The following is a 17,922-nucleotide window of genomic DNA, read 5'->3' as shown; positions in this document are numbered from 1 at the left end:
AAGGACCGCCCATGCCCCATACGCCTGAAATTCCCGATCCCGCCCAGCCCGCCTTCATCCTCGTGCGTCCGCAGATGGGCGAGAATATCGGGGCGGCGGCGCGCGCGATGCTGAACTTCTCGCTGCGCAAGATGCGGCTGGTGGAGCCGCGCGACGGCTGGCCCAACCCGAAAGCGGTGGCGATGGCCTCGGGGGCGGCGGGGCAGGTGCTCGACTTCGCGGGCGTCTATGACAGCGTGGCGGACGCGGTCGCCGATTGCGATTACGTCTTTGCCACCACCGCGCGGGGCCGTGAGTTGCCCAAACCCATCTACACGCCCGAGGCGGCGATGGACGAGGCGCGCAAACGCATCGTCGCGGGCCAGAAGGTCGGCGTGCTTTTCGGGCCCGAACGCACGGGGCTGGAGAATGACGACATCTTGCGCGCCAATGCGATCATCACCGTGCCGGTGAACCCGGAGTTCTTTTCGCTCAACCTCGCGCAAGCGGTGCTGCTGTCGGCCTATGAGTATTCGCGCCACACGCTGGAGTCCGTCCCGATCGATCCGGGGCTTGCGGGCCATGATCCTGCAAGCGCGGTCGAGGTCGAGAAGCTGGGCGATCACTTCGAGCAGCGGCTCGAAGAGGCGGGCTTCTTCCACCCGCCCGCGAAGGCCCCGATGATGAAGCGCAACCTGCGCAACATGTGGACGCGCTTCGCGATGACGCGCTCGGAGGTGCAGACACTGCACGGCGCGCTGCGACAAATCCTCCGCGGGCGCGACTGACGCTTGGTGAAAACCGTGGCTTGCGCCATCTTGGCGGCATGTGGCGAGTGATCCGGGTCTCTCTATTGGCGCTTCTGGCGGGCGGGCTTCTGGGCCTGATCGCGCTGTTGTGGTTCTATCCGGTACTGGCGGCGGGGCTATGCCCGCGCTGCTTCGGGCTGGACCGGGCCGCGCCGGGCATTTTCGTCGAGCATGAGATGAGCCGCGCAGAGCGCCGCGATCTGGTCGAGACGGTCGATGCGGCGCGCGACACGGTGGGACGGTTCTATCCGACGCGCGAGGCCCATACCCGCATTCTCGCCTGCACGAGCGACGCCTGCGACCGCCGCCTTGGTGGGCGGGGTGCGGCGGCAGTGACCTATTCGTTCGGGGCCTGGGCGGTGGTGCGCGTGGCCCCGCGCGGGCTGACCGAGACGATCCTCGCGCATGAGCTGACCCATACAGAGACCCATGCCCGGCTGGGGGTGCTGGGTCAGGTACGCGGACGCATGCCTGCGTGGTTCGACGAGGGGTTAGCGGTGCTGGTCTCGAACGATCCGCGCTATCTCGGGCCAGGCTCGGGCATCGGGCGCTGTCAGGCGCTGCCGCGCGCCGACCTGCCCAGCTCGCCTTTCGACTGGGCACCGCAGGCCGGGCGCGACAACCGACTTTATGCCGAAGCCGCCTGCGCCGTGCTGATCTGGGAGACGCATCAGGGCGGGCCGGAGGCCATCCTTGCGCGGCTGGACGACGGGCGCAGCTTTCCCTGAAACGCAGCCATGCGCGAGGCGTGCGCGGATTGCGCTTGACCTGAAGGCGTGTGCGCAGAAAAAGGGGCCATGGCACAGGCACATCTTCATATCGACCTCGACGCAGTGGTCAGCAATTGGCGCGCGCTCGACGCGCAATCGGGTGAGGCGACGCGCACGGCGGCGGTCGTGAAAGCCGACAGCTACGGCTTGGGCGCAGAGCGTATCGCCCCGGCGCTTTACCGGGCGGGTGCGCGGGACTTCTTCGTCGCGCTGGCCGAGGAAGGCGCGAAGCTGCGTCCACATCTGGGCGAAGACGCGCGGATCTTCGTTCTTGGCGGTCATATGGCGGGCGATGCGGGTTTCCTGCGCGACGCGCGGCTGATCCCGATGCTGAACTCTGGCGAACAGGCGCAGCGGCATCTGCAGGCGATCCCCGAAAGCCCCGTGGGCGTACAGCTCGACACCGGGATGAACCGGCTCGGGATGGAGGCTACCGACTGGCAGGCCATCGCCCCGCAGCTGATGGAGCGCGGGATCGAATTGGTGATGAGCCATCTCGCCTGTTCCGACGAACCCGACCACGAGATGAACGCCAAGCAGCTGGCCGAGTTCAAACGCATGACCGACGGTATGGGGTTGAAACGCTCGCTTTCGGCGACGGGCGGCATCCTCTTGGGCCCGGACTATCATTTCGACGTGACACGCCCCGGCATCGGCCTTTACGGCGGGCGCCCCTTCGAAGAGGCGCGCCACGTCGTGACCCTCTCGCTGCCGGTGATCCAGACCCGGATCGTCGAGCCTGGCGAAACCGTGGGCTACGGCAACACCTGGACCGCCGAGCGCGAGACGAAGATCGCGACGCTCTCGGCGGGCTATGCCGACGGAATTCACCGCGTGCTGTCGAACATCACGAACCTTTACGCGGGCGACACGCCCTGCCCGCTGCGGGGCCGCGTCTCGATGGACCTGCTGACGGTGGATGTGACCGATCTCGATACGGTGCCCGACACGCTAGATCTGCTCGGGCCGCATCAGGGTGTCGACACGCTGGCGGATCTCGCGGGCACGATCGGCTACGAGATCCTGACCTCGCTCGGCCCCCGCTATGCCCGCCGCTACGCGGAGCCCGCCGCATGACTGCAACGGCGCTCAGCCGACCGCTGGCCACGCTCGGGCGGGCCACGCTCGCGCTTCTGGCGGAGACGGGGCGGCTGTCGCGCTTCGTGGGCGAGACGCTGAGCCACCTGCTCCGCCCGCCCTTCTACCTGCGCGAATTCTGGCTCGCTTGTCTCAATATCGGCTGGCTGTCGCTGCCGGTCGTGGGGATGACCGCCCTGTTCACCGGCGCGGCGCTGGCGCTGCAGATCTACGCGGGCGGCGCGCGCTTCTCGGCAGAGCAGGTCGTGCCCTCGATCACCGCGATCGGAATGGTGCGTGAACTTGGCCCCGTCCTGGGCGGCTTGATGGTGGCGGCGCGTGTGGCCTCATCCATCGCGGCCGAAATCGGCACGATGAAAGTGACCGAGCAGATCGACGCGCTCACCACGCTCTCGACCAACCCGATGAAATATCTCACCGTGCCGCGCGTGCTGGCCGCGACGCTTTGCGTGCCGATGCTGGTCGGCGTGGGCGACGTGATCGGGATCATGGGCGGCTGGGTGGTCGGCGTGAACCGTCTCGGCTTCAACTCCGCCACCTACCTCAAGAATACGTGGGATTTCCTCGAGTTCTGGGACGTGGGATCGGGCCTCGTGAAAGGCGCGGCCTTCGGCTTCATCGTGGCGACGATGGGCTGCTATCACGGAATGAATTCGGGCCGCGGCGCGCAGGGCGTGGGCCGGGCGACGAAATCGGCGGTGGTCGCCGCCTCGGTCGCGATCCTCGCCGCGAATTACGTGCTGACGGAGGCGTTCTTCTCGGCATGATCACGCTTGAGGCCATAACCAAGAGCTTCGGATCGAAACACGTCCTGCGCGGCGTCGATCTGGTGGTGCCGACGGGGCAATCGACGGTCATCATCGGTGGCTCGGGCACCGGCAAATCGGTACTGCTGAAGTGTATCCTCGGGCTGGTCAAACCCGATAGCGGGACGATCACACTCGACGGGGTCGATGTCCGCACCGGGGAGCGCGACGCCTTCCTCGCCCGCTTCGGGATGCTGTTTCAAGGCGGCGCGCTGTTCGACAGCTTTTCCGTCTGGGAGAACGTCGCTTTCCGCCTGCTGCGCGGCGCGCTGAAGCGCCCCAAGGCGGAAGCGCGCGAGATCGCGGTGGAGAAGCTGCGCCGGGTGGGCCTATCGCCGGATGTCGCCGACCTATATCCGGCGGAACTGTCGGGCGGGATGCAGAAACGCGTCGGCCTTGCCCGCGCGATCGCCGCAGAGCCCGAGATCATCTTCTTCGACGAACCCACCACCGGGCTCGACCCGATCATGGCGGGTGTCATCAACGAGCTGATCCGCGAGATCGTCACCGAGATGGGCGCGACCGCGATGACGATCACCCATGACATGACCTCTGTCCGCGCGATTGCCGACCGCGTTGCAATGCTCCACGCGGGCAAAATTCGATGGGAAGGCCCGATCTCGGAAATGGACGCGACTTCAGACCCTTACGTCCAGCAGTTCATCCACGGACGTGCGGACGGACCGATCGAAACGCTTCGTTAACATACAGGCTGCGGAACCAAGCGAATTTCCGCGCATTCTCCCCAAGTGCTTGATCCGCCAACGAGACTTAAACTCGGACCGGTTCCGGCCAACATCTTCAACAAGGGGACCGGGGGGTTCAGACAATGCAAACCGAACACGTTGGGAGCGCCAATCTAGACCGTATCAACGCGGCGATTGGCCAAGCACTTACCGTCACCGTCGCAATCACCGCACTCGCCGCGATCGGCGCGGTCGCTGCGGCGTCGCTCGGCCTGATGCCGTGGCTCAGTCTCGAGGCGCAATTCGGCGACACTGTCCTGCCTGATTTCGGCGCCTGGCTACAGGTTGGCGCAGCGCTTCTGGCGCTGATCCTGTTGCTCTATCTACCCTCCTGCTCGCGCGTGTCGAAGCTCGAAGGCAGTCATCGGCGGTTCCACGTCGACATGGATGACGTGACCCGCGCCTATCGCAGCGCGCATGATGCGGACCGCGCAGGCGTTTTTGCGCTGTCGGGCGAGTTCGACGCCATGCGCGAACGCATCAGCTATCTGCGCCAGCATCCCGACCTGGGAGGCCTCGAGCCGGAACTGCTGGAACTGGCCGCACAGATGAGCCTGCAATCGCGCGACCTCGCGAAGGTCTATTCCGAGGAAAAGGTCAAACGCGCCCGCGCCTTCCTCGAACAGCGCCAACAGGAGGCGGAGACGCTGAGCGATCAGATCGCGGTCGCCCGTGGAACCTGCACGCAGCTGCGCGAATGGCTGACCGATGTCGAGACCGAGGAGCGCGAGGTGAACGCCGAGTTTCGCCTGCTGGAGCGCGACCTGCGTGACATCCTGCCGCTGCTGGGCTACGAAATCGAAGACGGCCCGCAGCCCAACGTGGTGCCGATCGCGAAGAAAGAATCCAAGTCGTAACGGGGCCGAAGCGTCCCTCGGGAAGAGCGCCGGTCGATGCTGAAACTCGCCAATCTGGCGCTCTTGCTGCTCTTTCCCCTCGCATGGGCCGCGCCGCTTCTGCGCGCGGGGCTCTTGCCCTTCTTCGGGCTGGAGGAAATCTCGGTGCTCAGCGGGCTGCAGACGCTGTGGCGGACGGATGTGTTTCTCGCCCTGCTCGTCAGTTTTCTGGCCCTGTTTGCCCCCTATCTGAAGGTGATCGGCGTCGCGCTGATCCAGTTCGATCTGGCCTCGCCGCGCCTGCTGCCGACGCTGAACGTCTTGGGCAAACTGGCGATGGCCGACATCTTCCTGATCGCGATCTATATCGTGGTGGCGAAAGGCGTGGGCGTCGGGCGGCTCGAGACGGCTTGGGGGCTGTACCTGTTTACCGGATGCGTCGCGGCCTCTTTCGCGATCTCGCACCTGGAAATGAAAAAGGCGCCGCGAGGGTGATCCCCCGGGCGCCTTTCGCGTCCGTTCAACCGATCAATGGACCGAGACCGGGTCCAGATCGTTCTGCCGGGCCAGCGAGAAGGCCAGCTTGCGGTCCTTCACCAGCGCGAGCCGTTCGCCATCGCTGTCATGGACGGCATAGAGGTGATCGACATCGTCCAGTTCGGCCCGGATTTCCTCGGGCAGATCGACGACCGCCACTTCGCGGACATAGACGATGGGATGTTCGGCCTTATCGCCGAAATCGTATTCCGTATTCATTGCGCTTTTCCTTTCCTGCCTGATTATTTCCGCTCGATCGGGATGGTCTGCACGATCGTTTCGGGCGGCGCCCTGTTCAGATCGACATGCAGTAGACCGTTCTCGATCGTGGCGGCTGCGACCTCGACCCCTTCGGCGAGCACGAAGCTGCGCTGAAAGGCCCGTGCGGCGATCCCGCGATGAAGGAACAGGCGGTCGCCCTCCTCCTCGCTTTGACGGCCGCGGATCACGAGGGCCCGGTCTTCGAGGGTGATCGCGAGGTCTTCCTCTCGGAAGCCTGCCACTGCGAGCGTGATGCGGAACGCATCCTCGCCGCGTTGTTCTATGTTATACGGCGGATAGGCATCCGATCCCTTGGCGGTGCGTTCCACCAGCCGTTCCAGCTGGTCGAAGCCCAGCAGGTAGGGATGTGCGCCAAAACTCAGTTTCGTCATTCGGCAAGCCCTTGATCAAGCGACGTTGCAAGTTCGGGCCCCGATCTTCGGCAGCCCACTAGTCAAATATGGGCGGCGTGGAAGCCCCCTGCAAGACCCCGCCGTCCATTTACGCTAAGGGCAAATTTTCTCCTAAGTCGTTCGAAACCTGTTATATTGACCCTCCCCCCTGACGGGCCCAGCCGAGTCGGGCGGAGGGTAAATCGCGCAACCAGAACCGGATGATACGGATATGAACGCCCATCTCGAGATGGATCATGAAGAAGTGCTGCGGGTGAAGCTGGAAGTGCTGCGGCGTGAACACCGCGATCTGGACGAGGCGATCTCCGCCCTCACGCAGGCGGTGCATTCCGATCAGCTGCGCCTCGTGCGACTGAAAAAGCAGAAGCTGGCCCTGAAAGACGAGATCGCGCGGATCGAAGACCAGCTCACGCCCGACATCATCGCCTGATCCCCGAATTGATCCCGATCCGATCGGCGCTGCAGCCCTGCCGGGGCTTGCCGCGACGGCACAGATTCCTATAGTGCGCGCTCCATCTGAAAAGGGGGCGTCATGAGCGTGAAAGTGGGAATCATCATGGGCAGTCAGTCCGACTGGACCACGATGAAAGAGGCGGCGGAAATCCTCGACGAACTCGGTGTGGAATACGAGGCGAAGATCGTCTCGGCCCATCGCACCCCCGACAGGCTCTGGTCCTACGGCAAGACCGCCGTGGAGCGTGGTCTGCACGTCATCATCGCAGGCGCGGGCGGTGCCGCGCACCTGCCCGGCATGATGGCCTCGAAAACCCGCGTGCCGGTGATCGGCGTGCCGGTGCAGACCCGGGCGCTCTCGGGCGTCGACAGCCTCTATTCCATCGTGCAGATGCCCAAGGGCTTCCCCGTCGCGACGATGGCGATCGGCGCGGCGGGCGCCGCCAATGCGGGCCTGATGGCCGCTGCCATCCTTGCGGTGTCGGACAAGGATCTGGCGAAGCGGCTCGATGGCTGGCGCGAGAAGCTCTCGGCCTCGATCAAGGAGGAGCCGGAAGATGAGTGAGCCCCTGCCCTATGGATCGGTGATCGGCATCCTGGGCGGCGGTCAGCTGGGACGGATGCTCTCGGTCGCGGCCTCGCGTCTGGGCTACAAGACCCACATCTTCGAGCCGGGCGCGAGCCCGCCCGCAGGTGACGTGGCCCATGCGGTGACGACTGCGCCCTATGAGGACGAGGCCGCGCTACGCGCTTTCGCCCAAGCCGTGGACGTCATCACCTACGAGTTCGAGAATGTCCCGACTTCGGCGCTCGATCTGCTGGAAAGCCTCAAACCGATCCGCCCCAACCGCAAGGCGCTCGCCGTCAGCCAGGACCGTCTGGTGGAGAAAGCCTTCCTCAACGACCTGGGCCTCGCCACAGCACCTTTCGCCGCCGTGGACGATATCGAGGACCTCACGGAAGCGATCGCCGAGATCGGCTGCCCCGCGATCCTGAAGACCCGACGTTTCGGCTATGACGGCAAGGGACAGGTGGTGATCAACGCGCCCGAAGAGGCTGCCGCCGCGCTGGAGGACATGAAGGGCGCGCCTGCGATCCTCGAAGGCTTCGTGGAGTTCTTCAAGGAAATCTCCGTGATCGGCGCGCGCGCCGAGGATGGCGCGATCTCCTGCTACGATCCGGGCCAGAACAAGCATGAGGGCGGCATCCTGCGCACCACGCTGGTGCCCGCCGCGATCACTGACAGCCAGCGCACCGATGCGGTACTGCTGGCGGCGAAGATCCTCAACAAGCTCGATTATGTCGGCGTGATGGGGGTCGAGCTGTTCGTCACCCGCGACGCGCTGATCGTGAACGAGATCGCCCCGCGCGTGCATAATTCCGGCCACTGGACGCAGGCGGGCTGCGCGGTCGACCAGTTCGAGCAACATATCCGGGCCGTGACCGGCTGGCCGCTGGGCGATGGCGGGCGCCATTGCGACGTCGAGATGGAGAACCTGATCGGCGACGACATGGACCGCGTGCCGCGGCTGGCGAAGCTCGCGCGGTATCAGATCCATCTCTATGGCAAGGCCGAGGTGAAGCCGGGCCGCAAGATGGGCCATGTGAACCACATCCTGTAAGTGAAAAAGGCGCCCATCGCGGGCGCCTTTCTCTTATATCGCACGATCACTTATGTCGCACGATCACTTCGCAGACCATGTGAAGCGCGTGCCCCACGGGTCTGCCACGCTGTCGCCATAGGCCTCGCGGAAGGCGGCAAGCGGCTCGGCATCGGCCTTCAGCCCCACCTCGGCCAGACCGGTCACGGGCTGGTGACGTTCCTTGGCGCCGCGGCTGTTCCAGATATTGGTCGCGAGGTGGTGATGATAGCCGCCCCAGCCGTGGAAATTCGCTCCCGGATAGCGGGCCATCACATCCGCACCGAGCGTCTCGGCATAGAACGGCTCCGCCGGATCGAGCGCACCGACCTGCAGGTGAACGTGCCCGATCACCGAACCCTTCGGCGCGCCGCGCCACGGGCCGCGGGCCTGCGCCATCACGTCAGCCAGATCGAGCGGGTCGGTCACCATCGCGATCATCCCGTCCTTGCGCGGCCAGTCTTCGCGGGCACGGTCACGGTAGATCTCGATCCCGTTGCCTTCGGGGTCGTGCAGATAGACCGCCTCGCTCACGAGGTGATCGGACGCCCCGTCGAGCCGGATGCCTTTCTCGGCGGCGTGGTTCAGCCACGCGCCCAGATCGGCGCGGTCGGGCAGCAGAAAGGCGGTGTGAAACAGTCCCGCCTCTGCCCGGCTCGATTTGCGCGCCTCCGGGTCGGCTTTCAGGATCACGAGCACCTTGCCATCGACGCCGTAACGCGCCTCGGCAGTGTCGCCCCCGATCCGCTCCAGTCCGAGCACGCTCTCGTAGAACGCGCCCACCGCCGGGAGGTCACGGACCACGAGGGTCACATGGCCGATTTCGACATTTGCATCACTGGTCGCCATCGTCTCCTCCTGTCATTTCCGGCTCAAAGGGCGCAGCGCATAGGCGCCGTCACCCAGAGCAGCGAGCGTGAATTGCACGATGGCCCACATCACCGGATATTCCCAGCCGCCGCCTTGGTTCGAGAATCCGAAGCCGTTGCCCCAGTGCGCCGTGAAGGCCGCGCCGAGCAGGATGAACCCGAGCCCGAAAGAGACGATCCGCGCATAGATGCCGGTGAGCAAGGCGATACCGCCGAGGATTTCCGCCGTCATCGTCACGATGCCGAGCCAGCCGGGCAAACCCAGCGATTCAAAGAAACCCATCGTGCCGGCCGGAGTGAAAACGAAAAGCTTCGTCAGGCCGTGGGTGAGAAACAGCGCCCCGGTCAGAAGGCGCAAAACGAGGATGCCGTAGGGGGCGAGTTTGGTGTCGATCATGGTCTATCTCCTGCAACCGCACTCTGTGCGCGGTGTGTTCGCGTTACAGCGAGGAAATTAGTCGTTCCGTTAGTGAATAAAATGGATATTATCTGGAATGACTTTTACCATTTTGTTCTGAATAGCGATGGATATCACCGAACAGCTCCGCGCCTTCGTCGCGACCGCCCGCGCCGGCTCTTTCACCGCGGGGGCGGAGCAACTGGGCATCTCCAATCGGCTCGCCTCGAAATACGTGGCCGAGCTGGAGGACCGCCTTGGCACGCGGCTGTTGCAGCGCACGACGCGGCGGATCGGGCTGACCCCTGCGGGCGAACGGCTGCTGGCCGATGCGCCGGGCGTGCTCGACGGGCTCGACGATCTCTTGGGCGCGGTGTCCGAACAGTCGCGGGGTTTTTCCGGCGCGCTGCGGATCTCCGCGCCGGTCACTTTCGGGGAGGTCTATCTGGCCGAGATGCTCGCGCGCTTCGCCGCACCGCACCCCGATCTGGTGATCGATCTGACGCTCTCGGATGCACCGACCGATCTGGCCGCCGAGGGGATCGACCTCGCTTTCCGGATCGGGCAGCTGCGCGATCAGGCTCTGCGGGCGCGCAAGCTGGGCGAGATCGGGATGCGCGTCGTGGCCTCTCCGGCCTATCTCGAACGGGTGGGCCGTCCTGCGAAGATCGCCGATCTGACCGATTACCGCTGCATCCATGACAGCAATCACAGCGCGATCCCGCATTGGCGGCATCGTGAGAGCGGCGAGATCACCACCCTGCCCGTTCCCGCGCAAATCCGCGTCAACAGCGCCCGCGCGGCCTGCGAGCTGGCGCTGGCGGGCCACGGCATCGCCTATGGGCCGGACTTCGTGCTGGGCCCCGAAATCGCAGCGGGGCGGCTGGTCTCGCTCTTTCCGGAGGAGATGCTGCTGCGCATCCCGATTCACGCGGTCTATCTCGACGGGCCGCGGCTGCCGCGCAAGCTGCGCGCGTTGATCGAGTTCGCCTACGAGGATACGCGCCCCTTCCGGGCCTGAGCGCTCAGCCCTTGACCGTCGCCGTCACGCCGCGCGTGGCCGACGTCTCGGACCGCTGTGCGCCTTGGGCGCGCTGGTCCATTATGTCCTCGACGAAAAGGCTCAGAAGCGCGCCGCGTCCGTTCACCCCGGCTTTGCGGTAGATTGCCGCGCTCTGCGCCTTGGCGGTGCCTTCGGAGGTCCCGCGAAGGGCCGCGATTTCCGCCGTGCTGAGCCCCTTGATCGCGAACAGCGCGACGTCGCGCTCTGCCGCCGTGAGGCCCCAGTCCGAGAAGCGTTCTTCCAGAAGGTCTTCGAAGGCCGAGGTCGCCCGGTCCAGGCGCGCCTGCGCCCGCGCCCCCTCGCGTAGTGCCCCCGCCAGAGCGAACGCCCCGAGCGCGAGGCCCAGAACGAGGCCGAGCGCGGCGCCGATTTCGAGGAATTCGCGGTTCTGCCAACTGATCGGCGCCGGGTAGAGACCGAAGATCGACAGCAGGATGTCGGAGATGAAGAACAGCGCGCAGACAGCCTGAAAGAGCAGGATCGCCCCCACAAGCACCGCCCGGCGCAGCCGCGACGTCATAGCGCCGCTCCCGTCGACCGCTGCGGGGCGTCAATCATCCGCACTGTCTCCGCCGCTATCGCTGCTATCGCTGCCCCCGCCATCGTCGCTGCCGCTGTCGTGGCTTCCGCCATCGTCGCTGCCGGCGCTGGACCCGCTGTCGGATCCGCTATCCGAGTCGCTGCCGCCATCGTCCGACCCGTCGTCGGAGCCGTCTCGTCCGGATGTGGCGCCCTGTCCGGCATAGGAGCTCGATCCGTTCCCGCCCAATGGCGTGTCGTTCAGGATCGGCCTGCGGCTGGAGCGTGACAGATCGCGCAGGATCTCGCCGCTGCGCGGATCGAGGACGATCTCGCGCTCGACACCTGCCCGGGTGCCGGTGATGCGCACGCGGCCCAACAGGGTCCGCTGTACGTCGATGCCATGATAGCCGTAATCTTCGAGCTGTCGGGTGACCGCCTCACTGGCGCTCTCGGCACGGGCGAGGCCGGGCGCGAAAGGCACGCTCAACGCGCCGATCAACGCGGCTATCGCCAAGTCTCTGCGCAATCTCATCGGCTCCTCCTCCCGCGCGGATACGCGGCTCTTGCGGGGATTATGCCCGGCGCAGGGAGCGCCGGGCAAGTCCGTTCGGATCAATCGTCGTTGCTGTCATGCGAGCCGCCGTCATCCGACCCGCTGTCATGCGAGCCGCCGTCGTCGGAACCGCTGTCATCCGAGCCGCCATCGTCCGAGCCGTGGTCGTCCGAACCGTGATCGGAATCCGACATGGTGTGATCGCCGTCGCTGCTGTCATCCATGCCCTGATCGTCGCTACCGTTATGGTCGTCTTCGCTGCCGTCGTAGAAATCTTCCGACTGCTGACGGACGCTGACGCCCTGCGTCATGTCCTCGCCCGCGCGCGTCCGGTAGGTTTCCTGTTTCTGGATCTTGCCGGTCTCGCGGTCATAGACCACTTCGATCTTGGTGCCGTCGGGGTTGTAGCCCTCGGCCTTGACCTGGGTCGGACCGACCTTGATCTCGATGCTGGTGAAGCCATTGGCCTGAAGATCGGCGGCGATGCCGTCCGTGGACACTTCAGCCTGCGCCATATGCGCTGAGACCGCGAATGCCGCGAGTACGGCGAGGGTAGATTTCATCTTCATCGTCTCTCTCCTCCGATGGGAATTGCGCCGCGGGCTGCGACGTCGGGGGAGAGGGTCGGCGGACAGGGCCCGCCGGTCCATTGACAATTGGGTTATGTCAGCACATTCGGCCTGCCGTTGCAGGACATAAACCTGAGTTTATGCCTGCATATCGAAGCCGAGATGCTTCGCGACGGCGAAAATGTCCTTATCGCCGCGCCCGCACATGTTCATCACGATGATATGGTCCTTGGGCAGATCGGGAGCGATCTTCATCACATGGGCCAGCGCGTGCGAGGGCTCGAGCGCGGGGATGATCCCTTCGAGACGGCAGGAGAACTGGAACGCCTCCAGCGCCTCCTTGTCGGTGATGTTCACGTATTCGGCGCGCCCGGTGTCGTGCAGCCAGCTATGCTCCGGCCCGATTCCCGGATAGTCGAGCCCGGCCGAGATCGAATGCCCTTCGAGGATCTGCCCGTCCTCGTCCTGCAGCAGATAGGTCCGGTTGCCATGCAACACGCCCGGACGCCCGCCGGTGAGCGAGGCGCAATGCTCCATCTTCTCGTCGACGCCGTGACCGCCGGCTTCGACGCCGATGATGCGCACGGATTTGTCGTCGAGGAACGGGTAGAACAGGCCCATCGCGTTCGAGCCACCGCCGATCGCCGCGATCACGGTGTCGGGCAGACGGCCCTCGCCTTCCTGCTCTTCAAGCTGCCAGCGCACTTCCTTGCCGATGATCGACTGAAAATCGCGGACCATCGCCGGATAGGGGTGCGGACCGGCCACCGTGCCGATGCAGTAGAACGTGTCGCGCACATTGGTCACCCAGTCGCGCAGCGCATCGTTCATCGCGTCTTTCAGCGTGCCGCGGCCCGATTTGACGGGCACGACCTCGGCGCCCAGCAGGCGCATCCGGAAGACGTTGGGCGCCTGACGCTCGACATCGGTCGCCCCCATATAAACCACGCATTTGAGGCCGAATTTCGCGCAGACCGTCGCGGTCGCCACGCCATGCTGGCCCGCGCCGGTCTCGGCGATGATCCGGGTTTTGCCCATGCGCCGTGCCAGCAGGATCTGCCCCAGCACGTTGTTGATCTTATGCGCGCCGGTGTGATTCAGCTCGTCGCGCTTGAGATAGACCTTCGCGCCGCCCAGCTCTTCGGTGATGCGGGGCGCGAAATACAGCGGCGACGGACGGCCGACATAGTGCTTCCACAGATCGTCCATTTCCGCCCAGAAATCGGGATCGGTCTTGGCCTTCTCGTATTCCTCTTCGAGCGCGAGGATCAGCGGCATCAGCGTCTCGGACACGAAGCGGCCACCGAAAATGCCGAACCGCCCATTCTCGTCGGGCACATTCATGAAGGAATTGATCAGATCGTCAGCCATGGCTCACCTCGCGCTTTTCGTGACGACGGGTCTAGCGTCAAAGCGGGGCAAGATAAATCCCTGCCCCGGCCTCAGACCAAAAATACTCGATTGCGCCGGGCCCGGCTACGCCCCGTCGGCCCCCTGACGCGCGGCGTGGACGAAGGCGCGGATTTTCTCGGGGTCTTTCACGCCCGGCGCGCTTTCCACGCCGGAAGAGACATCGACCTGCCGCGCGCCGGTCAGCAGGATCGCTTCGGCCACGTTTTCGGGCGTCAGCCCTCCGGCCAGCATCCACGGTTTTTCCCATTTGCGCCCGGCGATCAGCCGCCAGTCGAAGGAAAGCCCGTTACCGCCCGGAAGCTCCGCCTCTTTCGGCGGCTTGGCATCGAGCAGGATCTGGTCGGCCACCGCCTCATAGTCCGCGATCTTCGGCAGATCGGCCGCATCCGCGACGCCCACCGCCTTCATTACGGGCAGACCGAACTTGGCGCGGATCTCAGATACCCGCTCAGGCGTCTCGGAGCCGTGAAGCTGGATCATGTCAAGCGGCACGGCCTCCGTGATCTCGGTGAGAAGCTCGTCGCTCGGGTTCACAACCAGGCCAACCTTGGCGATGCCGGGTTCCACCTCCTGCGCCAACTCGCGCGCCTCGGCGATCTCCAGATGACGCGGGGATTTCGGGAAGAAAACGAACCCAACATAGCGCGCACCCGCCTCGACGGCGGCGGCGATATCCTCGGCCTTGCGCAGCCCGCAGATCTTGACCCGGGCGAGACCCTGCGCGTTGCGGTCTATGGCGACGGTCGGCATCTCAGCGCGAGGGCTGGTCGAGCAGCGCCAGCACGTCGTCCTTCGGGCCGGTCTTGTCGTGGCGCAGGGTTTGAACCTCCGCCTCGAGCTTGCGGGCCTTGCGGTTCGACTGGCGGGCATCGCGGCGCAGACGCGCCTCGCGCGCCCATTCCCAGACGAAACCGATCAGCAGGCCGATCAGAACGCCCGCGAGGATCACGAGGAACAGCGGCACCTGAACAGCCCAGTCCCAGCCAAGGAAGCTGCCCGCCTCGAGCGGCAGCACCCGCAGCGTGACGATTTGACGATTGGCCAGCGCCAGTCCGATCAGGACCACGGCGAGCAGGCCGAGAAACAGCAGCCGAAGCGCTCGAATCATTAGCTCTTATTCCTCTTTCCCGTTCAGCCGGTCGCGCAGCAGCTTACCGGTCTTGAAGAAGGGTACATGTTTTTCCTCGACCTCAACCGCTTCGCCGGTGCGCGGGTTCCGACCGGTGCGCGCGTCGCGCTTCTTGACGGAAAAAGCCCCGAAGCCGCGCAGCTCGACGCGGTCGCCCGAGGCGAGCGCCTCGGTGATCTCGTCGAAGATCGTATTCACGATCTTCTCGACATCCCGCTGGTAAAGATGCGGATTCTCCTCGGCAATCTTCGTGATCAACTCAGAGCGGATCATCTTGTTATCTCCCCCACGGGCTTGGCCGGGTGAGCTCCCGGCTCTCACATGCGTCAGAGTGCAATTATAGGACCAATCGGGTCAGCGCGGAACAGCAAAGACCCGGAAAATCCACGTAAAATCGAGCCCCTAGCGGTCTGCCGCCGATAGAACCGCCTTCGCAATCGCAGAAAATCGGCCGATCGCCCGCCCACGCGTCACCCTGTGCGCGAATCGCTGTTGCACATCGCCAAGCCTTTGCAGGAACGAAAAAGGCCCCGCCAAACGGCGGGGCCTCCGGATGGACCGAGCGGTCCGATCTCTTACTTGTCGCCCTTGAGCGCGGCGCCCAGGATGTCGCCCAGCGACGCACCCGAGTCCGACGAGCCGTACTGTTCCACGGCTTCTTTCTCTTCAGCGATCTCGCGCGCCTTGATCGACACACCCAGCTTGCGGGTCTTGGAGTCGACGTTGGTCACGCGGACATCGACGTGATCGCCAACCTGGAAGCGCTCGGGGCGCTGGTCGGCGCGATCGCGGGCGAGGTCCGAACGGCGGATGAACGACTTCATGCCGTTGTATTCCACCTCGACGCCACCGTCTTCGATCGCGGTCACGGTCACGGTCACGATCGAACCACGCTTCACGCCGTCAACGGCATCCGAGAACGTGTCGGCGTCGAGCGCCTTGATCGAGAGCGAGATACGCTCCTTGTCGGTGTCCACTTCGGTGACAGCGGCCTTGACCATGTCGCCTTTGCGGTAGTCCTGGATCGCATCCTCGCCACGCTGTTCCCAGCTGAGGTCCGAGAGGTGAACCATACCGTCGATGTCGTTCTCGAGGCCAACGAACAGACCGAACTCGGTGATGTTCTTGACTTCGCCTTCGATGACGGTGCCGACCGGGTGGGTCTCTGCGAAGACTTCCCACGGGTTGCGCATGGTCTGCTTGAGACCCAGCGAGACGCGGCGCTTCGCGGTGTCGATCTCGAGGACCATGACGTCGACTTCCTGGCTCGTCGAGACGATCTTGCCGGGGTGGACGTTCTTCTTGGTCCAGGACATCTCGGACACGTGCACGAGACCTTCGACACCCGGCTCCAGCTCGACGAACGCGCCGTAGTCGGTAATGTTGGTCACGCGGCCGGTATGCACCGAACCCAGAGCGTACTTCGATTCCACCGAGTCCCACGGATCCGACTGCAGCTGCTTCATGCCGAGCGAGATGCGGTGGGTTTCCTTGTTGATCTTGACGACCTGGACCTTGACGGTCTCGCCGATCGACAGGATCTCGGACGGGTGGTTCACGCGGCGCCATGCCATGTCGGTGACGTGCAGCAGACCGTCGACGCCGCCCAGATCAACGAACGCACCGTATTCGGTGATGTTCTTGACCACACCATCGACGACCTGACCTTCGGAGAGGTTGGCGATGACTTCGGCGCGCTGTTCGGCGCGGCTCTCTTCGAGGATCGCACGACGCGAGACAACGATGTTGCCACGACGACGGTCCATCTTGAGGATTTGGAACGGCTGCTTGAGACCCATGAGCGGGCCAGCGTCACGCACCGGGCGCACGTCAACTTGCGAGCCGGGCAGGAACGCGACAGCGCCGCCCAGATCGACGGTGAAGCCGCCTTTGACGCGACCGAAGATGGCGCCTTCGACGCGCTCTTCCTTGGCGTAAGCCGCTTCGAGACGATCCCATGCCTCTTCGCGGCGGGCTTTCTCACGCGAGATCACGGCTTCGCCGCGGGCGTTCTCGACACGGTCGAGATACACTTCGACTTCGTCGCCGACTTCGATCTGCGGAGCCTCGCCGGGGTTGGCGAATTCTTTCAGTTCGACGCGGCCTTCCATTTTGTAGCCGACATCGATGATGGCCTGGCCCGCCTCGATGGCGATGACCTTGCCTTTAACAACCGAACCTTCGTTCGGGGTGTCGATTTCGAGGCTCTCGTTCAGAAGGGCTTCGAATTCGTCCATGGTTGCATTTTGCGACATGCGTTCAGATTTTCCTTTTCATCTTCGGTTTTCTGGCCTTGCGGTTGGCTCCGCCGGTCTTTCGTTGGAATGTCCGTGCTGCAATAGCGCACAGGCCGGGTGAGTCCCGACCTGCCTCAGACCGCGCCGATATAGGCGCGATCAACCATTATCGCAAGCATTTATTGCGTCCTGAGCAGGCCGTGGCGGCCTCTCGCTCAACCGTGGCTCGCACTGGCGAGAGCGGCCTTGACGTCGCCCAGCATCCACGACGAAAGCGGGGCCGCGCTGGCGGGATAGGTCGCGATCACCGATCCGTCGCGGCCCAGCAGCACCTTGTTGAAGTTCCAGCTCGGCTCGAACCCCTCGGTGTCATGCATGTAGCGGTAGAACGGATGCGCCTGCGGCCCCTTCACCTTGGCCAGCTGCGCCATCGGCAACTCGGCCCCGAAGGTCAACGCGCAATAGCGCTTGGCCTCCTGCGCGGTGGAGAGTTCCTGATGGAAATCGTTCGACGGCACGGTCAGAACGACCAGCCCGTCGCGTCCGTAGGTCTCGGACAGTTTCTGCAACTCGGTGAACTGGGGCGCGAAGCCGCATTTGGATGCGGTATTGACCACGAGCACGACCTTGCCACGAAAATCGGAGAGCGACACTTTTCCGCCTTCGACCAGATCGAAGGACAGATCGCCCGGCACCGGCGTCGCGGAGTGCGCCTTGACCCGGAGCGGTTCGGGAAGCGGACTGTCGGCCCACGCCGGAGCGGTCAGGGACGCGGCGCCAAGACAGATGCAGGCCAAAGCCAGGGGCAAGCGCATCGGACCT

Annotated in this window: 24 protein-coding genes; 11 read left to right on the top strand and 13 right to left on the bottom strand. The window is 64.7% G+C overall.

Annotated features, from left to right (window positions below; translation table 11 throughout):
* Positions 1-11 precede the first annotated feature (11 nt).
* From B6V76_RS01510 to B6V76_RS01480, 7 genes are all read left to right on the top strand, one after another.
* Positions 12-767, top strand: a complete 756-nt coding sequence (locus B6V76_RS01510) for an RNA methyltransferase (protein ID WP_088718535.1) — start codon at positions 12-14, stop codon at positions 765-767.
* 20 nt (positions 768-787) lie between these two features.
* Positions 788-1,516 (top strand): hypothetical protein, encoded by a 729-nt coding sequence (locus B6V76_RS01505; RefSeq protein ID WP_141104865.1) that lies wholly within the window; start codon positions 788-790, stop codon positions 1,514-1,516.
* 69 nt (positions 1,517-1,585) lie between these two features.
* A complete protein-coding gene (alr, locus tag B6V76_RS01500) occupies positions 1,586-2,635 on the top strand; it encodes an alanine racemase (protein WP_088726486.1) in 1,050 nt (349 codons plus the stop codon).
* A complete protein-coding gene (locus tag B6V76_RS01495; protein ID WP_075774936.1) occupies positions 2,632-3,423 on the top strand; it encodes an ABC transporter permease in 792 nt (263 codons plus the stop codon). Before alr ends, B6V76_RS01495 begins: the two co-directional genes overlap by 4 nt.
* Positions 3,420-4,166, top strand: a complete 747-nt coding sequence (locus tag B6V76_RS01490; RefSeq protein WP_088726485.1) for an ATP-binding cassette domain-containing protein — start codon at positions 3,420-3,422, stop codon at positions 4,164-4,166. Before B6V76_RS01495 ends, B6V76_RS01490 begins: the two co-directional genes overlap by 4 nt.
* 125 nt (positions 4,167-4,291) lie before the next feature.
* Positions 4,292-5,065: a DNA repair protein gene (locus B6V76_RS01485; protein WP_233243040.1), complete on the top strand. Its 774-nt coding sequence runs from the start codon at positions 4,292-4,294 to the stop codon at positions 5,063-5,065.
* Positions 5,066-5,101: 36 nt separating this feature from the next.
* Entirely contained in the window at positions 5,102-5,539 is a 438-nt protein-coding gene (locus B6V76_RS01480) for a paraquat-inducible protein A (protein WP_088726484.1), read from the top strand.
* A 33-nt stretch (positions 5,540-5,572) separates the two neighbouring features.
* Here B6V76_RS01480 and B6V76_RS01475 read toward each other — a convergent pair whose 3' ends face one another.
* Positions 5,573-5,800, bottom strand: coding sequence for a DUF1150 family protein (locus tag B6V76_RS01475; RefSeq protein ID WP_075774940.1), 228 nt, complete (start codon positions 5,798-5,800; stop codon positions 5,573-5,575).
* 23 nt (positions 5,801-5,823) lie between these two features.
* Entirely contained in the window at positions 5,824-6,234 is a 411-nt protein-coding gene (locus B6V76_RS01470; protein WP_088724368.1) for an Hsp20 family protein, read from the bottom strand.
* Between the two features lie 232 nt (positions 6,235-6,466).
* Between B6V76_RS01470 and B6V76_RS01465 the strand changes: the two genes are divergently transcribed.
* The 3 genes from B6V76_RS01465 to B6V76_RS01455 all read left to right on the top strand — a co-directional run bounded on the left by B6V76_RS01465 (position 6,467) and on the right by B6V76_RS01455 (position 8,330).
* Positions 6,467-6,685 (top strand): DUF465 domain-containing protein, encoded by a 219-nt coding sequence (locus tag B6V76_RS01465; protein ID WP_075774942.1) that lies wholly within the window; start codon positions 6,467-6,469, stop codon positions 6,683-6,685.
* A 102-nt stretch (positions 6,686-6,787) separates the two neighbouring features.
* A complete protein-coding gene (gene purE, locus B6V76_RS01460; RefSeq protein WP_088726483.1) occupies positions 6,788-7,273 on the top strand; it encodes a 5-(carboxyamino)imidazole ribonucleotide mutase in 486 nt (161 codons plus the stop codon).
* The gene (locus B6V76_RS01455) at positions 7,266-8,330 is read left to right on the top strand and encodes a 5-(carboxyamino)imidazole ribonucleotide synthase (protein WP_088726482.1); all 1,065 of its coding nucleotides are present in this window, start codon (positions 7,266-7,268) and stop codon (positions 8,328-8,330) included. The genes purE and B6V76_RS01455 overlap by 8 nt, the downstream gene beginning before the upstream one ends.
* 63 nt (positions 8,331-8,393) lie before the next feature.
* Here B6V76_RS01455 and B6V76_RS01450 read toward each other — a convergent pair whose 3' ends face one another.
* Both B6V76_RS01450 and B6V76_RS01445 read right to left on the bottom strand, forming a co-directional pair.
* Positions 8,394-9,197: a VOC family protein gene (locus B6V76_RS01450; RefSeq protein ID WP_088726481.1), complete on the bottom strand. Its 804-nt coding sequence runs from the start codon at positions 9,195-9,197 to the stop codon at positions 8,394-8,396.
* 12 nt (positions 9,198-9,209) lie between these two features.
* Positions 9,210-9,614: a DoxX family protein gene (locus B6V76_RS01445; protein ID WP_088726480.1), complete on the bottom strand. Its 405-nt coding sequence runs from the start codon at positions 9,612-9,614 to the stop codon at positions 9,210-9,212.
* A 127-nt stretch (positions 9,615-9,741) separates the two neighbouring features.
* Between B6V76_RS01445 and B6V76_RS01440 the strand changes: the two genes are divergently transcribed.
* Positions 9,742-10,635, top strand: a complete 894-nt coding sequence (locus tag B6V76_RS01440) for a LysR family transcriptional regulator (RefSeq protein ID WP_088726479.1) — start codon at positions 9,742-9,744, stop codon at positions 10,633-10,635.
* Positions 10,636-10,639: 4 nt separating this feature from the next.
* Here B6V76_RS01440 and B6V76_RS01435 read toward each other — a convergent pair whose 3' ends face one another.
* From B6V76_RS01435 to B6V76_RS01395, 9 genes are all read right to left on the bottom strand, one after another.
* On the bottom strand, positions 10,640-11,197 hold the full coding sequence (locus B6V76_RS01435; RefSeq protein ID WP_141104864.1) for a hypothetical protein: 558 nt from the start codon (positions 11,195-11,197) through the stop codon (positions 10,640-10,642).
* Between the two features lie 30 nt (positions 11,198-11,227).
* Positions 11,228-11,731, bottom strand: coding sequence for a hypothetical protein (locus B6V76_RS01430; protein WP_088726478.1), 504 nt, complete (start codon positions 11,729-11,731; stop codon positions 11,228-11,230).
* Positions 11,732-11,811: 80 nt separating this feature from the next.
* Entirely contained in the window at positions 11,812-12,321 is a 510-nt protein-coding gene (locus tag B6V76_RS01425) for a PepSY domain-containing protein (protein ID WP_075774950.1), read from the bottom strand.
* A gap of 138 nt (positions 12,322-12,459) precedes the next feature.
* Entirely contained in the window at positions 12,460-13,692 is a 1,233-nt protein-coding gene (gene trpB, locus B6V76_RS01420; RefSeq protein ID WP_088718523.1) for a tryptophan synthase subunit beta, read from the bottom strand.
* Positions 13,693-13,797: 105 nt separating this feature from the next.
* Positions 13,798-14,484 (bottom strand): phosphoribosylanthranilate isomerase, encoded by a 687-nt coding sequence (locus B6V76_RS01415; protein WP_088722847.1) that lies wholly within the window; start codon positions 14,482-14,484, stop codon positions 13,798-13,800.
* Between the two features lies 1 nt (position 14,485).
* Positions 14,486-14,842 carry a LapA family protein gene (locus B6V76_RS01410; protein ID WP_240497095.1) on the bottom strand — a complete coding sequence of 119 codons (357 nt, stop codon included), beginning with the start codon at positions 14,840-14,842 and terminating at the stop codon, positions 14,486-14,488.
* Between the two features lie 6 nt (positions 14,843-14,848).
* The gene (ihfB, locus tag B6V76_RS01405; protein ID WP_075774953.1) at positions 14,849-15,136 is read right to left on the bottom strand and encodes an integration host factor subunit beta; all 288 of its coding nucleotides are present in this window, start codon (positions 15,134-15,136) and stop codon (positions 14,849-14,851) included.
* Positions 15,137-15,438: 302 nt separating this feature from the next.
* The gene (gene rpsA / locus B6V76_RS01400) at positions 15,439-17,118 is read right to left on the bottom strand and encodes a 30S ribosomal protein S1 (protein WP_075774954.1); all 1,680 of its coding nucleotides are present in this window, start codon (positions 17,116-17,118) and stop codon (positions 15,439-15,441) included.
* A gap of 197 nt (positions 17,119-17,315) precedes the next feature.
* Positions 17,316-17,915: a glutathione peroxidase gene (locus B6V76_RS01395; protein WP_088726477.1), complete on the bottom strand. Its 600-nt coding sequence runs from the start codon at positions 17,913-17,915 to the stop codon at positions 17,316-17,318.
* Between the last annotated feature and the right edge of the window lie 7 nt (positions 17,916-17,922).

This window comes from Thioclava sp. IC9, assembly GCF_002213225.1.
Classification (GTDB): Bacteria; Pseudomonadota; Alphaproteobacteria; order Rhodobacterales; family Rhodobacteraceae; genus Thioclava; species Thioclava nitratireducens.
The sequence above is the reverse complement of the archived record's forward strand: the minus strand, read 5'-3'. Positions and strand labels throughout refer to the sequence as shown.